General features: G+C 71.9%; 12 protein-coding genes. 9 read left to right on the forward strand and 3 right to left on the reverse strand.

From position 1 onward, the window contains the following. Window positions 1–64: 64 nt before the first annotated feature. The 9 genes from FB391_RS02235 (at window position 65) to FB391_RS02275 (ending at window position 10220) form a co-directional block, all read left to right on the forward strand. Window positions 65–1753, forward strand: coding sequence for an ABC-F family ATP-binding cassette domain-containing protein (locus FB391_RS02235; RefSeq protein WP_141892651.1), 1689 nt, complete (start codon window positions 65–67; stop codon window positions 1751–1753). A 157-nt stretch (window positions 1754–1910) separates the two neighbouring features. Next, on the forward strand, window positions 1911–3029 hold the full coding sequence (locus tag FB391_RS02240) for a GuaB3 family IMP dehydrogenase-related protein (RefSeq protein WP_141893612.1): 1119 nt from the start codon (window positions 1911–1913) through the stop codon (window positions 3027–3029). Then, window positions 3026–3913: an SURF1 family protein gene (locus FB391_RS02245; RefSeq protein ID WP_141892652.1), complete on the forward strand. Its 888-nt coding sequence runs from the start codon at window positions 3026–3028 to the stop codon at window positions 3911–3913. Before FB391_RS02240 ends, FB391_RS02245 begins: the two co-directional genes overlap by 4 nt. A gap of 10 nt (window positions 3914–3923) precedes the next feature. Further along, window positions 3924–4424 (forward strand): DUF3817 domain-containing protein, encoded by a 501-nt coding sequence (locus FB391_RS02250; protein ID WP_141892653.1) that lies wholly within the window; start codon window positions 3924–3926, stop codon window positions 4422–4424. Next, window positions 4421–6004 (forward strand): glutamine-hydrolyzing GMP synthase, encoded by a 1584-nt coding sequence (gene guaA / locus FB391_RS02255; protein WP_141892654.1) that lies wholly within the window; start codon window positions 4421–4423, stop codon window positions 6002–6004. Before FB391_RS02250 ends, guaA begins: the two co-directional genes overlap by 4 nt. A 76-nt stretch (window positions 6005–6080) precedes the next feature. Next, complete coding sequence (locus FB391_RS02260; RefSeq protein ID WP_185842898.1) at window positions 6081–7466, forward strand: glycosyltransferase; 1386 nt, start codon at window positions 6081–6083, stop codon at window positions 7464–7466. A gap of 530 nt (window positions 7467–7996) precedes the next feature. After that, the gene (locus FB391_RS02265) at window positions 7997–8911 is read left to right on the forward strand and encodes a hypothetical protein (protein ID WP_141892656.1); all 915 of its coding nucleotides are present in this window, start codon (window positions 7997–7999) and stop codon (window positions 8909–8911) included. An 86-nt stretch (window positions 8912–8997) separates the two neighbouring features. Next, window positions 8998–9624 carry a ClpP family protease gene (locus tag FB391_RS02270; RefSeq protein ID WP_018171581.1) on the forward strand — a complete coding sequence of 209 codons (627 nt, stop codon included), beginning with the start codon at window positions 8998–9000 and terminating at the stop codon, window positions 9622–9624. Next, window positions 9621–10220, forward strand: coding sequence for a ClpP family protease (locus FB391_RS02275; protein WP_141892657.1), 600 nt, complete (start codon window positions 9621–9623; stop codon window positions 10218–10220). Before FB391_RS02270 ends, FB391_RS02275 begins: the two co-directional genes overlap by 4 nt. 107 nt (window positions 10221–10327) lie before the next feature. On the opposite strand, the gene ligD is transcribed toward FB391_RS02275, so the two are convergent. The 3 genes from ligD to FB391_RS02290 all read right to left on the reverse strand — a co-directional run bounded on the left by ligD (window position 10328) and on the right by FB391_RS02290 (window position 15170). Continuing rightward, on the reverse strand, window positions 10328–11584 hold the full coding sequence (ligD, locus tag FB391_RS02280) for a non-homologous end-joining DNA ligase (protein WP_141892658.1): 1257 nt from the start codon (window positions 11582–11584) through the stop codon (window positions 10328–10330). A 57-nt stretch (window positions 11585–11641) separates the two neighbouring features. Further along, window positions 11642–11980, reverse strand: coding sequence for a helix-turn-helix domain-containing protein (locus FB391_RS02285; RefSeq protein WP_141892659.1), 339 nt, complete (start codon window positions 11978–11980; stop codon window positions 11642–11644). A gap of 160 nt (window positions 11981–12140) precedes the next feature. Beyond that, a complete protein-coding gene (locus FB391_RS02290) occupies window positions 12141–15170 on the reverse strand; it encodes an alpha-mannosidase (protein WP_141892660.1) in 3030 nt (1009 codons plus the stop codon). Window positions 15171–15191: the final 21 nt, after the last annotated feature.

The following is a 15191-nucleotide window of genomic DNA, read 5'->3' on the forward strand; positions in this document are numbered from 1 at the left end:
CGAGAAACGCTTCGTCTCGTTCCTCGCTCAGCGCAAGTGGCGCACCGGAGCAGAGGGGAACCCCGTGGGTTACATCGACATCGCCGCCGTCTCGTACGCGCTGCCGGACGGCAGACCGCTGCTCGACGAGGTCTCGTTCCGCGTGGGCGAAGGATCGACGACAGCGCTCATCGGCCAGAACGGCGCGGGCAAGACGACGCTGCTCAAGATCATCCGCGACGAGACGCCCGCGCTCTCGGGCGTGGTCTCGATCGACGGAGGCCTGGGCGTCATGGACCAGTTCGTGGGCCACGGCGGGCCCGGGCAGACCGTGCATGACCTGTTGATCTCGGTCGCGCCCGACCGGGTGCGCCGCGCGGCGCGCGAGCTCGAGGACTCCGAGGCCGCGATCATCGAGCACGACGACCTCGACACGCAGATGCGCTATGCCGGCGCGCTCGCCGACTACGCCGAGGCGGGCGGCTACGAATACGAGACCGTCTGGGACACCTGCACCACCGCGGCCCTCGGCATCCCGTTCTCGCGTGCACGGTACCGCGAGCTCACGACGCTGTCGGGCGGCGAGCAGAAACGGCTGGCGCTGGAGGCGCTGCTGCGCGGCCCCGACCAGGTGCTGCTGCTGGACGAGCCGGACAACTACCTCGACGTGCCGGGCAAGCGGTGGCTCGAGGATCGCCTGCGCGAGACTCCGAAGACGGTGCTGCTCGTGTCGCATGACCGTGAGCTGCTGGCGCGCGCGGCCGATCGCATCGTGACGCTCGAGACCGGTGGCGCGGGCAGCACGGCGTGGGTGCACGGCGGGGGCTTCGGCACCTATCACCGCGCTCGCGAGGACCGCATGGCACGGCTCGACGAGCTGCGCCGGCGCTGGGACGAGCAGCACGTGAAGCTCAAGGCGCTGGTCGCGATGCTCAAGGTGAAGGCCGCGAACAACAGCGACATGGCCTCGCGGTACCGCGCCGCCCAGACGCGGCTCAGCAAGTTCGAAGAGGCCGGGCCGCCGCGGGAGCGTCCTAAGGAGCAGGACCTCGACGTACGGCTGCGCGGTGCGCGCACCGGCAGACGCGCCGTGGTCGCCGAGAGGCTCGAGCTCACCGGGCTCATGAAGCCGTTCGACGTCGAGGTGTGGTTCGGCGACCGCGTCGCCGTGCTGGGGTCGAACGGATCGGGCAAGTCGCATTTCCTCCGCCTGCTCGCCCGTGGCGGCACCGACCCCGACGGGCGGCTAGGGCACATCACCGCGACCGGCGCCGCTCTGGAGCCGGTCGCGCACGAGGGGCGTGCGATCCTCGGCGCCCGCGTGGTGCCGGGCTGGTTCGCTCAGACGCACCGGCATCCCGAGTTCGACGGACGCACGCTGCTCGACATCCTGCACCGCGGCGAGGACGCCCGCGCGGGGCTGCCGCGCGACGCCGCGTCGAGCGCCCTGGACCGCTACGGTCTCGTGGCGCAGGCCGAGCAGACGTTCGACAGCCTCTCGGGTGGCCAGCAGGCGCGGTTCCAGATCCTGCTGCTGGAGCTCTCGGGTGCGACGCTGCTGCTGCTGGACGAGCCGACCGACAACCTCGACCTCGTCTCGGCCGAGGCGCTGCAGGACGCGCTCGCGCGCTTCGAGGGCACCGTGCTCGCCGTCACCCACGACCGGTGGCTCGCGAAGTCGTTCGACCGCTTCCTCGTCTTCGGCTCGGACGGCCGCGTGTTCGAGTCCGACGCCCCGGTGTGGGACGAGGCCCGCGTCGTGCGTGCCCGGTGAGGACCCGCCGTTCGGGGCGCGGTTCGTCCGTTCGGGGCGCAGGGCGCGCGCCCCGAACGCAGGGCGCGCGCCCCGAACGCACGGCGCGCGCCCCGAACCCGGATGGGAGGCCGAATCGGGTGGCACGGAGGGTGGCGGGTAGGCTGGACGCGTGAGCATGGACATCGAACTCGGCCGGGCAAAGCGCGCGCGTCGCGCCTACACGTTCGACGACATCGCGGTGGTGCCGTCGAGGCGAACGCGCAACCCCGAGGACGTGTCGACGGCCTGGACGATCGACGCGTTCAGCTTCGACATCCCGGTGCTCGGCGCCCCGATGGACTCGGTCGTGAGTCCGCGCACGGCGATCATGCTCGGCCAGCTCGGCGGCCTCGGCGTCCTCGACCTGGAGGGGCTGTGGACGCGCTACGACGACCCCGAGCCGCTGCTCGCCGAGATCGCCGGCCTCGACAAGGGCGCCGCGACCGGCCGCATGCAGGAGCTGTACTCCGAGCCGATCAAGCCCGAGCTGGTGCGCGATCGGCTCGCCGAGATCCGTGCGGCCGGCGTCACCGTGGCCGGCTCGCTCACGCCGCAGCGCACGCAGGATCTATACGAGACGGTCGTCGCCGCGGGCGTCGACCTGTTCGTGATCCGCGGCACCACGGTGTCGGCCGAGCACGTGTCGAGCGTCGACCAGCCCCTCAACCTCAAGAAGTTCATCTACGACCTCGACGTCCCGGTGATCGTCGGCGGCGCGTCGACCTACACCGCGGCCCTGCACCTGATGCGCACCGGCGCCGCGGGCGTGCTCGTCGGATTCGGCGGGGGAGCGGCGTCGACGACCCGCGCCACGCTGGGGCTGCACGCGCCGATGGCCACCGCCGTCGCCGACGTCGCCGGCGCGCGTCGCGACTACCTCGACGAATCGGGTGGGCGCTACGTGCACGTCATCGCCGACGGCGGCGTGGGCACGTCGGGCGACATCGTCAAGGCGATCGCGATGGGGGCGGATGCCGTCATGCTGGGCGTCGCGCTGGCACGGGCGACGGATGCCCCCGGCCGCGGCTTCCACTGGGGTCCCGAGGCGCACCACGCCAAGCTTCCGCGCGGAAAGCGCGTGAAGGTCGACCAGGTCGCTTCGCTCGAAGAGATCCTGTACGGCCCCGCGCCCGTGGCCGACGGCACGGCGAACCTCATCGGGGCGCTGCGCAAGTCGATGGCGACGACCGGATACTCCGATCTCAAGGAGTTCCAGCGCGTCGAGGTCGTCGTCGCCCCGTACGCCGCGGGATGAGCTCACCCTCGCCCGAATCTCCTCCCGCACCGGAGGTCTTCCCGCCGACCCTGCGCGAGGTGCTGCTGCGGCCGCGATGGATCGGCATGCTGCTGCTGTGCCTGGTCGTCGCCGGCGTCTTCGCGTGGCTCGGGCAGTGGCAGCTCGCCCGCGCGGTGCAGGTGAACCCGACGCCGCCGGGCGCCACCGAAGAGGTGCGCCCGATCGGCGACGTCGTGCAGCCCGGCGAGTACCTCAAAGACCCCCTGGTGGGCCAGCGCGTCGAGGCGGACGGCACGTGGGTGCCGGGCGACTTCCTCATCGTCGAGTCCCGCTACAACGACGGCGTGAAGGGCTACTGGGTGACCGGTCAGCTGCGTCTCGACGAGGGCGAGACGGACGTCGCCGGCCCGGTGTCGGTGGCCGTCGCGCTCGGCTGGGCGCCGACGACGGATGCCGCGCACGCAGCCGTCGAGAAGCTCGAGGACGAGGCATCCGATGCCGATCCGGTCACGGTGACGGGTCGCCTGATCGCCGACGAGGGACCGGTGCTCCCACCGCACGGCGCGGACCCGCAGACCATGACGCGGATGTCGCCGGCAGCGCTGCTGGGCCGTTGGCACGACGTCGACGAGCTCAGCGTGTTCCGGCCGTATCTCGCGTCGGGCGAGGCGTTCGGCGGACTGGAGGCGATCTCGTCGCCGGCGCCCGAACAGGGGTCGACCGTCAACTGGCTGAACATCTTCTACGCCGTCGAGTGGGCGGTCTTCGCGGGCTTCGCCTTCTACCTCTGGTACCGCCTCGCGAAGGACGCGTGGGAGAAGGAGCTCGAGGACCTGGCAGACGACGAGGAGGCCGAGGGCGCCGACGACGGCCCCGGCGGGGCCGCGGCGACACGCGGGTAGACTGGGGGTCATGCCCCGCGCCCCGAAGCTCGCTTCCTTTCCGGCGATCCGCGGAGCCCTGAAGTTCTACCAGATCTGCTCGATCATCACGGGCACCATGCTGCTGCTGCTCGTGGCCGAGATGGTCGTCAAGTACGCCGTCGGCTACGAGCTGTTCCTCGGCGGATCCGGCGGCTTCCTGTGGTTCGCGCCCGTCGTCGAGACCGCCTCCGGCCTGGAGTCCACCGGTGACGGGTTCAACCTGTCGCTGGGCATCCTGGTCGCGCACGGCTGGTTCTACGTCGTGTACCTCATCTCGTGCTTCCGCGTGTGGAGCCTCATGCGCTGGAACCTCGGCCGCCTGGCGATGCTCGCGGCGGGCGGCATCGTGCCGCTGCTGTCGTTCTTCATGGAGGCCCGCGTCGCCCGCGACGTGAAGTCCTACCTCGCGCAGCGCGAGGCCGATGAACTGCACTCGCGCTCCGAGCACTCGTCCCTCACTCACGCCATCCCTACGGAGAACAAGCGTTGACCGAACAAAATGAGACCGACCAGCGTCCGGTCCTCGTCGTCGACTTCGGCGCGCAGTACGCGCAGCTGATCGCCCGCCGCGTCCGCGAGGCCGGCGTGTACAGCGAGATCGTGCCGCACACCGCGACGGCGGCCGACATCGCGGCGAAGAACCCCGTCGGCATCATCCTGTCGGGCGGCCCGTCGTCGGTGTACGAAGAGGGTGCTCCGGCGCTGGACACCGGCGTGTTCGAGCTCGGCGTGCCGACGCTCGGCATCTGCTACGGCTTCCAGGTCATGGCGCAGGCGCTCGGCGGCGAGGTCGCCAACACCGGACTGCGCGAGTACGGTGCGACGGATGCCGCCGTCACGGGTGACGGCGGCGTGCTGCTGGGCGGTCAGCCGGTGGAGCAGAACGTGTGGATGAGCCACGGCGACCAGGTCGCCAAGGCGCCCGAAGGCTTCGAGGTCCTCGCGTCGACCGGAGCGACCCCGGTGGCCGCGTTCGGCAGCGACGAGCGCCGGCTGTACGGCGTGCAGTGGCATCCCGAGGTCAAGCACTCGGACTACGGCCAGAACGTCATCGAGAACTTCCTGCACAAGGCGGCGGGCCTTCCCGCCGACTGGAACAGCGGCAACGTCATCGCCGAGCAGGTCGAGAAGATCCGCGCCCAGGTCGGCACCGGCCACGTGCTGTCGGCCCTGTCGGGCGGCGTGGACTCGGCCGTCTCGACCGCGCTCGTGCACAAGGCCGTCGGCGACCAGCTCGTCGCGGTGTTCGTCGACCACGGGCTCCTCCGCAAGGGCGAGCGCGAGCAGGTCGAGCAGGACTACGTCGCCTCCACCGGCGTGCGCCTCGTGACCGTCGACGCGCGCGAGCAGTTCCTGAACGCCCTCGCCGGTGTGAGCGACCCCGAGCAGAAGCGCAAGATCATCGGCCGCGAGTTCATCCGCGCGTTCGAGAAGGTGCAGGCCGACCTGGTCGCCGAGGCGGCGGCAGAGGGCGAGCCGATCCGCTTCCTGGTGCAGGGGACGCTGTACCCCGACGTCGTCGAGTCCGGCGGCGGCACCGGTACCGCGAACATCAAGTCGCACCACAACGTCGGCGGCCTGCCCGAGGACCTGCAGTTCGAGCTCGTCGAGCCGCTGCGCACCCTGTTCAAGGACGAGGTGCGGGCGATCGGCCGCGAGCTGGGCCTTCCCGAGGTCATCGTCTCGCGTCAGCCCTTTCCGGGCCCCGGCCTCGGCATCCGCATCGTGGGTGAGGTCACCGCTGACCGTCTCGAGATTCTGCGCGATGCCGACGCCATCGCCCGCGAAGAGCTGACGAAGGCGGGCCTGGACGGCGAGATCTGGCAGTGCCCGGTCGTGCTGCTGGCCGATGTGCGCTCGGTGGGGGTGCAGGGCGACGGCCGCACCTACGGTCACCCGATCGTGCTGCGCCCGGTGTCGTCCGAGGACGCGATGACCGCCGACTGGACGCGCCTGCCCTACGACGTGCTGTCGAAGATCTCCAACCGCATCACCAACGAGGTGCGCGAGATCAACCGCGTCGTCCTCGACGTCACCTCGAAGCCCCCGGGGACCATCGAGTGGGAGTGATCTGAGATGGATGCCGCAAGCTCTGGCTTGCGGCATCCATTCGTTTCGGCACGTGTTCGCGGGGGAGGATGGACGGGTGAGCCCTGACGCGCAGCTGCCCGATGCCGACTACGTGGTACTGGGGAGCCGGATCGCGCTCGGCCTCGACGGCGGGTTCGCCGTGGCGGTGCCGGCCCGGCTGCGGCTGCTCGAGGAGGCGGGCGCGCGCGAGCCGCTGATGCTGAGCGTCGACGGTCAGTCGCCCGAGGTGCATGCCGCGCAGCGGCAGGCGTTCGTGGACGGCGGGCACGTGCCCGAGGTGTCGCGCATGCGCAACCTGTTCGATGAGCTCCTCTCCGGCGGGCAGCGGCTGTCGCGGGCGGGCTCGCCGGGCGGGCAGACGCCGGGCGTCGCCTATCGCACGGTTCGGGATGCCGGCGGCCGCGCCGTCGTGGAGCTGCCGGTGTTCGAGAACGACCCGGAGTGGCACCTGCGCGACGCGAACGTCGTGGTGCACACGGCGGAGGGGGATCGCGTGCTGCGCGGGTTCCGCGGGCTGTACATCGCATGGCTGGACGCGATCGCGGATGAGCGCCGCGCCGCCGCGGGCGACCCCGACCGCCTGTTCGTCGTGGTGTGCGAGTCCCGGCAGATCGGCGAGGCGCTCGTGGACTGGGACGACCCGCGCGTGCGGCTCGTGCACACGATCCACAACTCGCATCTTCCGGCTCCGCACGACGACCCCACCGCGCCGGTGACCGGCCTGTGGGAGCGGTGGCTGCGGACGCTCGACGCGTACGACGCGGTGGTGTGGCCCACCGAAGCGCAGCGCGACGAGGTCGCGGAGCGCTTCGGCGATCCGGGCACGTTCCACGTCGCGCCCAACACCATCGAGCTCGGCGACGAGCCCCGAGCCGCGGCATCCCGCGATCCGCACCGGGTGGTGATGCTCAACCGGCTCGCGCCGCAGAAGCGCGTCGACCTTGCCGTGCGGGCGTGGCCTGCGGTCGTCGCGGCCGTGCCCGACGCGCAGCTCGACGTGTACGGCGACGGGCCGCTGCGCGATGAGCTGCAGGCGCTCGTCGACGAGCTCGGCGTCTCTGCCTCGGTGACGCTGCACGGCGCGACGGCGGAGCGCGACGCCGTGTTCGACCGGTCCGCTGTCTTCCTCACCTCCACCGCGTTCGAAGGGCAGGGGCTCTCGATCGCCGAGGCGCTGGCGCGCGGGCTGCCGGTGGTCTCGACAGACGTCCGCTACGGTCCGCGCGAGGCCGTCGGCGACGCCGGCGTGCTCGTGCCGCCGGGAGAGATCGGGGCGTTGTCGGCCGCGCTCATCGGTCTGCTGCAGGACGACGGGCGCCGCGCAGAGCTGTCGGCGCACGCCCGTGCCGCAGCTGCCGCGTTCGCGCCCGACGCGGTGCGTCCGGCGCTCGTGGCCGCGCTGCGCGCCGCGGTCGAGCATCCCTCGCGCCGCGCGCGCTGAGGCGCCGGGCGTTGTCGGCGACTCGCCAGAATCTGCCTCCGTGGCGGCGGTTGTCGGCGACTCGCCAGAATCTGCCTCCGTGGCGGCGGTTCTCGGCGACTCGCCGAAAGCCGCCGGGCGGTCTGTCTTGGCGATTCGCCAGAAGTCGCGGCTGTCGGTGGCGTTTCTTGGCGACTCACCGAAATCGCCGGGCGGGCACCGGGATAGGATGACGCGACCGCACACGTGCGTCGAGCCGCAGCGTCGCGGCGATGGACCGAGAAAGGCCGATCACCGCATGGAGCAAGACCGTCCCGCGACTCCCGGCGCCGCGGACGACGCGGTCCCACCCGGGCCGCTCAGCAGTCCGGAGCGGCTGCCGCCGGCCACGTCGAATCCGGGCGCGGGCGCGCCGAACGCAGGCCAGGAAGCGGCGCCCCAGATCGGTCCGGCCGGTGCGCCGGGTGCCGGGTGCCGCGGCAGGGTTTCCGCCGGGTGCCGATACGCGGGCTGCCGATACGCCGGGCGCCGCGGCTGGGTTCGCCCCGGCCGTGTTCGGGTCGAGTGAAGACCGACCGCGGCGCTCGCGGGGCGCCACGGTCGCGATCTGGATCCTCGGCGTCGCCCTCGTCCTCGCGCTGGCGGCCTGCGCGTGGGGTGCGGTGCAGTTCGTCCTCGCACAGGACCGCATCTCGCAGCAGCAGGACAGGATCCGCGAGCAGCAGGACGAGATCGAGCAGCAGAAGGAGCTGATCGAGAAGAAGGAGACGTTCGGCGCGGCGATGTCCGCACTGATGGACACCGCCGCGCGCTTCGACGGCGTGCTCACGGCCTCGCTCGTGCCGTGGGGCACGTACGAGTCCCTCGCGCACCGTGGCTGGACGCACCGCCGGGATGCGACCGCGATGACCCGCGACATCGCGCAGGTCGATGCCGCGCGCGCCGAGCTCGAGACCGCATTGAGCGCGGCCGACGCCGAGGCCGCGTCGAACGCCACCGGCACGGCCTACGAGTCCGTCATCGACCGGCTCGGCCGCGGGTTCGTCCGGTCGATCGTCGACGAGAAGTACTGCGGCACCGGCGACGACGGCATTCTGGGCTGCGTCGCCGGGGAGGACCCGTACCTCGTCCACTTCGACGCGGCCGGTGACGCCCAGCCCTTCATGACCGACGAGCTGCGGGCGGGCGTCGCGTACCACGAGTTCGCGCACGTGCTGCAGTTCACCAACCCCGACGCCACGGCGGCGGCGCTGCCGGCCTTCGGCGGCGACGACGAGTTCATGGCCGACTGCTTCGCGCTGACCTTCCTCGACGGCTGGAAGCTCGACCACCGCGTCTGGACCAGCGCGTACGAGTACTGGGACGTCAACATCGGCTACGGCCGCACCTGCGATGCCGCCCAGCAGCAGGCGGTCCGCGACTGGTACGCGCAGCTGGGCGTCCGCCTGCAGCAGGTCTCGAGCTAGGGCGGCCTCGCGGCGATCCGCCGTGGGCAGAGCCGCCGGGAGCGGAATCGGATGCCGCAGGCCGGCGTCGCGCGCAGGCTGGGGTCATGGCAGAAGAAGGCAAGATCCCCCAGTTCGGGGCCGAGGCCCGGCGCGAGCTGTTCCAGCAGCGCGTGCTCGTGCTCGACGGCCCGCTCGACGACGACAACGGCACGCTGCTGGCGACGCAGCTGCTGGCACTGGCGGCGCAGGACGAGACGGCCGACATCGCCCTGTGGATCCACTCGCCCGGCGGCTCGGTGCCGTCGATGCTGGCGATCCGCGACGTGATGCGCCTGATCCCCAACGACGTCTCGACCCTCGCGCTCGGTCTCGCGTGCAGCGCAGGACAGTTCCTGCTCTCGGCCGGGACTCCGGGCAAGCGACGCGCGCTCCCGCACGCGCGGATCCTGATGCACCAGGGTTCCGCGGGCATCGGCGGATCGGCCGTCGACGTCGAGGTGCAGGCCGACGACCTGCGCTTCACGCGCGACACCGTGCTCGGCATCGTGTCGGCCGACACCGGTCAGCCGATCGACCGCATCTTCGAGGACTCGCTGCACGACCGGTGGTACACCGCCGAGCAGGCGCGGGAGTACGGCTTCATCGACGCGATCGTCGACGACTTCGCGCAGGTCGTTCCCCGCCGCCGGCGACCGGCCGGCCTCGGCGTCGGGGCGGAGGTGGCGGCATGAGCGGCTACACGATCCCGAATGTCGTCGCGCAGCATCCACGCGGCGACCGCATCATGGACGTCTACTCGCACCTGCTCGCCGAGCGGGTGGTGTACCTCGGCACCGGCATCGACGCCGGCGTCGCCAACGCGCTCATCGCGCAGCTGCTGCATCTCGACGCCGACAGCCCCGAGCGCGACATCCAGCTCTACATCAACTGCGAGGGCGGCGACCCGTCGGCCATGCTCGCCGTATACGACACGATGCAGCACGTGCGGCCGGACGTCGCCACGACCGTGGTGGGGCAGGCCATCGGCGTCGGCGCGATCATGCTCGCGGCCGGTGCGGCCGGCAAGCGGTCGGTGCTGCCGCACGCGCGCGTCGTGCTGCACCAGCCCGCCGGGCAGGGGCGCGGCGCGATCCCCGACCTCATCCTGCAGGCCGACGAGCTCGTGCGCGTGCGCGGCGAGGTCGAAGAGATCCTCGCGCGTCACACCGGGAAGGATGCCGCGCAGCTGCGCGCCGACACCGACCGCGACCGCGTCTTCACCGCCGCCGATGCCGTCGCGTACGGCCTCGCCGACCACGTGCTGGAGCGGGTGCCGAGCTACGCCTGACCCGGCCGTTGAGCGGAGCGAGGAACGAGCGCAGACGAAACGCCTCGAGCGCACGGATGCCCCCGTGCCAACGGCGTTTCGTCTGCGCGCGCCAGAGCGCGCTCCGCTCAACGACCGGGAGCGCCGCCCGGCGCTCCGGGCCAGACCTTGCCCTCCCACGGGTCGTAGTCGGCGATGAGGTCCTCTTGCGGGGGGCGATCGTCCTGGGCGACGTGCTGCAGATTGACGCGCACGCGGTACCAGAGCGAGCTCGAGCCGCGCATGCCGTCGATGAGCACGTCGGCGGGGTGCAGCTGGGCGTTCGCGTCGGGGTGGCGCCGGATCCACTCCTTCAGGGCGTCCAGCGACTCGGACTTCGTCTTGGTGCGGGCGATCTCGATGAGCGGCATGGTGGACTGGCGACGGCCGTCGGCGCTTCCGCCGCGCGGCGGCTTCTCGGCCGGGCCGAGCTCTTCGGCCAGGCGCAGCAGGCCGTCGAGCGTGCCGACCGCGTCGTCGATGCCCGCGTGCGGATCGCCGATCTCGGCGTAGCGTTCGGGGACCGTGAGCACGGTGAACTCCTCGGGCCGGCGCGCGCGCACCTCGTCCCAGCCGAGCGGCGTCGACACACGCGCGTCGGGCAGCGGCCGGATCGAGTACGCCGAGGCCACCGTCCGGTCCTTCGCGTTCTGGTTGAAGTCGACGAACACGCTCTCGCCGCGCTCCTCCTTCCACCACTGCGCGGTGGCGAGGCCGGGTGCCCGGTTCGCGACCTCGCGCGCGAGCGTCTCGGCCGCGAGCCGCACCTGCTTGTAGTCCCACAGCGGCGCGATCCGAACGAGGATGTGGATGCCGCGAGACCCGCTGGTCTTCGGCCAGCCCACGAGCCCGACATCGTCGAGCACCTCGCGCGCCACGAACGCGACGTCGACGATCTGCGACCAGTCGACGCCCGGCATCGGGTCCAGGTCGATGCGCAGCTCATCGGGGTGGTCGAGATCCTCCGCCCGCACGGGGTGCGGGTTCAGGTCGAGGCAGCCGAGGTTGACGATCCAGGCGAGGCCGGCGGCATCCCGGATCACGGCCTCTTCGGCGGACGTGCCGCGGGCGTACTGCAGGGTCGCCGTGTCGATGAACTCGGGGTGGTTCTCGGGCACGCGCTTCTGGAAGAACGGCTCGGCGTCGATGCCCTTCGGAAACCGCTTGAGCACCATCGGGCGACCGCCCGCGCCGCGCAGCGCGCCGTCGGCCACCGACAGGTAGTAGCGGACGATGTCGAGCTTGGTGACACCGGGTTCGGGGAACACGATCTTCGTCGGGCTCGAGATCCGCACCTCGTGCCCGCCGATGTCGAGGATCTCGGCCTCTGCCTTTGCGGGGGTCACCCGGCCCACGCTAGCGACGCCTCGCGACATCGACCAGGGGGTTGCGGGAGGGAGCCGTCAGGCGGCGAGCGCGTAGGTGGCGCGGCAGCCGACGACGCTGCGTTCGGCGGCACGCGAGCGCAGATCGTCGACGACGCCCGTCGTGAGCTCGATGAGGGTCACGTCGAGAGCGCCGGCCACGGCCGCGATCATCTCGCTCGACGGCTCCTTGAGGCCGCGCTCGATCTCGGACAGGTACTGCGGCGAGACGCCGGCGCGGTCGGCGGTGTCGGCCAGCCGCTCGCCGCGCTCGTGCCGCAGGCGCCGCAGCCGGTCGCCGAGCGCGTCGCGCCACAGCGGCTCGACGTCGCGCGGAGCGGTGCGGGGCTTCGTCGGCAGCGGGATGATCTCGGCCATGGCGTCACGATAGAACGGGATGCCGCCGCCCGGCGACCCGTTCCGCCCACAGCAGAACGGGTGCACGGCGCCGGAGGTTCTGGCCGACACGCCGGCGGGAGGCATCCCCTCGCCGGCGTGTCGCGCCGGAGTTCCGACGCCGTGCACGGTGCCGGGCCCGTCAGGCGCGGGCGAACCGCACCGTCACGATCTGGAACGGGCGCAGGTCGAGGCGCACCGCATCGCCGTCGACGACCACGCCGTCGGCCGGCACCTCCCGCTCCAGCAGATCGACCTGTCGCACTCCGGCCGCGTCGAACCCGGCCGTGAGCGTGGCGCGGGCGCGCACGCCCAGCGCCTCGTACAGCCGCACGACCACGTCGCCGCTGCCGTCCTCGGCGAGCTTCACGGCCTCGACGACCACACCGGGGCGGTCGACCGCGACGAGCGGCGCGATGGCTTCGACGCCGGCGCCCTCGACCCGCCGCCGCGGCAGGTTGAAGCGGTAGCCTTCGGCGACGGCGTCGGCGACGTCCGCGCCCACGACGAGGCCGACGCGCAGCTCGTGGCGGCCCTGGTCCTGGGTCGGGTCGGGGAAGAGCGCCGCCCGCACGAGCGACAGCCGGGCGATGGTGATCGTGCCGCCGCGTTCGTCGCGCTGCTCTCGGGTGACGTCGTGGCCGTACGTCGAATCGTTCACGACGGCGACGCCGAAGTCCGGTTCTGCCACGCGGATCCACCGGTGTGCCACGGTCTCGAAGCGCGCGGCATCCCATGACGTGTTGGTGTGCGTGGAACGCTCGATGTGGCCGAACTGGATCTCGGACGCGGCGCGGTCGGCGTGCAGGTCGAGCGGGAAGGCGAGCTTCAGCAGCTTCTGCTTCTCGTGCCAGTCCAGCTCGAACGCGAACGACACCACACGGGACCCCTCGGCGAGGCTGATGCGCTCGACGACAGTCGAGCCGCTGAAGCTGCGCTCCACGACGATCGCCGAACCCTCCACTCCGATCGCGACGACGTCGGTGAGGTCGCGGACCGTGTTGCGGTAGTGCACGTCGACATCCCACGCGTCCCACTGCGTCGGGGTGTCGCGGTGCAGCTGCAGCAGGCCGGCGGCCCGGCCGGGGGGCACGACCTCGCGACCCGACGCGAGGTCGACCGCCGAGACGACGAGCCCGCGCTCGTCGACGGTCGCGCGCACGATCCCGTTGTCGAGCACCCACCCGCTGCCCTCCGCGACCGGAGCGACGTCAGCGGCCTCGGCGGCGGGCGCCGCGCCCAGCGCCGCCACGCCGCCGCGGTCGTGCGGTGCGGCATTCGCCACGAGCGTGCGGTCGCCCTCACCCGCCAGCGCGCGCAGGCTCTCGCCGATGATCTCTTCGAGCTCGCGGGCGACCCACGCATAGTTCCGCTCGGCGTCGTGGTACACCCACGCGATCGACGAGCCGGGCAGGATGTCGTGGAACTGCTGGAGCAGCACCGTCTCCCAGACCCGCTGGATCCGCTCGGCCGGATACGGGATGCCGCACCGCACGCTCGCCGTCGCCGCCCACAGCTCGGCCTCGCGCAGCAGGTGCTCGCTGCGGCGGTTGCCCTGCTTGGTGCGCAGCTGGCTGGTGTACGTGCCGCGGTGGAATTCGAGGTAGAGCTCGCCCGACCACACTTCTGGATCGGGATACTCCGCCTCGGCGGTCTCGAAGAAGCGGCGCGGTGTGCTGTGCACGACGCGCGGCGAGCCCTCCAGCGATCCGGTGCGCGCGATGGCGGCGGTCATCTCGCGCGTGGGGCCTCCGCCGCCGTCGCCGTAGCCGTAGGGGAGCAGCGACACCGTGCTCTGCCCCTTGTCGGCGAAGTTGTGCTCGGCGTGGGCGAGCTCGGCCGCCGTCACGCGCGAGTTGTACGTGTCCACCGGCGGGAAGTGGGTGAACAGCCGGGTGCCGTCGATGCCCTCCCACTGGAACGTGTGGTGCGGCATCCGGTTCGTCTCGTTCCACGACGTCTTCTGCGTCAGGAACCACCGTGCCCCCGCGGCCTTGGCGATCTGCGGGAGCGCACCGGAGTACCCGAACGAGTCGGGCAGCCACACCTCGGGGGTGTCGAGGCCGAACTCGCGCAGGAAGAACGACTTGCCGGCGACGAACTGGCGCGCCATCGCCTCGGATCCGGGCATGTTGGTGTCGGATTCGACCCACATGCTGCCGACGGGGATGAACCGGCCCTCCTCGACGCGGGCGCGGATGCGCTCGAACAGGTCGGGGTACGTCTCTTTGATCCACGCGTACTGCTGGGCGCTGGAGGCGACGAAGACGAAGTCCGGGTCTTCGTCCATGAGCGACAGCACGTTCGAGAACGTGCGCGACACCTTGCGGACCGTCTCGCGCACCGGCCAGAGCCAGGCCGAGTCGATGTGGGCGTGGCCGACGGCGTGCAGCGTGTGCGCCGAGGCCGATGCCGGGCTCGCGAGCACCGGCGCCAGCACGGCGCGACCGTCGGCCGCGGTTCCCGTGACGTCGTCAGGGTCGACGGTGTCGATCATCCGCTCCAGCGCGACGAGGATGTCGGCGCGCCGCGACGACCTTTCGTCGAGCTCGTCGACGAGCCCGCGCAGCGCGAGGGTGTCGGCCAGCAGGTCGGCGATCTCGAGATCGCGCAGTCGCACGTCGAGGTGCCGCAGCGTGTAGATGGGGTCGTCGCCGGCGGTGGCCGGGTCGCCGACGGGCGTCGGGGCGAAGACGAAGAGGCTTCCGACGTCGGGGTTGGACGCCGCCTCGATGTACACGTCGACCTGACCCGCCTCGTCGACGGCCTCGGCGACGGCGTTGTTGAGCGGCGCGATGCCCCGCACGGGGTGCCCGGCGGTGCTCCACACCATGGCCTCGCACTGGAAGCCCGGCTGGCCCGCGGTGAAGCCGAGGTCGACGACGACCTCGGAGCGCGTGCGCGGCGGCAGCGCGCCGTCGGCGTCACGCCACTCCCCGGGCACGGCGCCCTGCACGCGGAACCACGTCGTGCCCCATGGCCGACCCCACGCGTCACCCGCGGCGATGGGGGAGTACTCGCCCGCGGCGGCGGTGTCGAACGGGACGGGTTCGCCGGCGGCATCCCATCGCGTGACCTGCAGGGGAGCCGAGCCGCGGTACAGGTGCGGCACGAGCCGCTCGAGGACGAAGCGGTCGACGCGAAGACGGGCGAGGGAGGAACGGTCGTGCATGCCTGTGCTTTCAGGTGAGCG

The organism is Microbacterium kyungheense (assembly GCF_006783905.1).
In the GTDB taxonomy this organism is placed as follows: domain Bacteria; phylum Actinomycetota; class Actinomycetes; order Actinomycetales; family Microbacteriaceae; genus Microbacterium; species Microbacterium kyungheense.

Coding starts and splice junctions, on each gene's coding strand:
- FB391_RS02240 (WP_141893612.1), top strand. CDS start 1,911: ATGGACATCGAACTCGGCCGGGCAAAGCGCGCGCGTCGCGCCTACACG.
- FB391_RS02245 (WP_141892652.1), top strand. CDS start 3,026: ATGAGCTCACCCTCGCCCGAATCTCCTCCCGCACCGGAGGTCTTCCCG.
- FB391_RS02250 (WP_141892653.1), top strand. CDS start 3,924: ATGCCCCGCGCCCCGAAGCTCGCTTCCTTTCCGGCGATCCGCGGAGCC.
- FB391_RS02270 (WP_018171581.1), top strand. CDS start 8,998: ATGGCAGAAGAAGGCAAGATCCCCCAGTTCGGGGCCGAGGCCCGGCGC.
- FB391_RS02275 (WP_141892657.1), top strand. CDS start 9,621: ATGAGCGGCTACACGATCCCGAATGTCGTCGCGCAGCATCCACGCGGC.
- FB391_RS02285 (WP_141892659.1), bottom strand. CDS start 11,980: ATGGCCGAGATCATCCCGCTGCCGACGAAGCCCCGCACCGCTCCGCGC.
- FB391_RS02290 (WP_141892660.1), bottom strand. CDS start 15,170: ATGCACGACCGTTCCTCCCTCGCCCGTCTTCGCGTCGACCGCTTCGTC.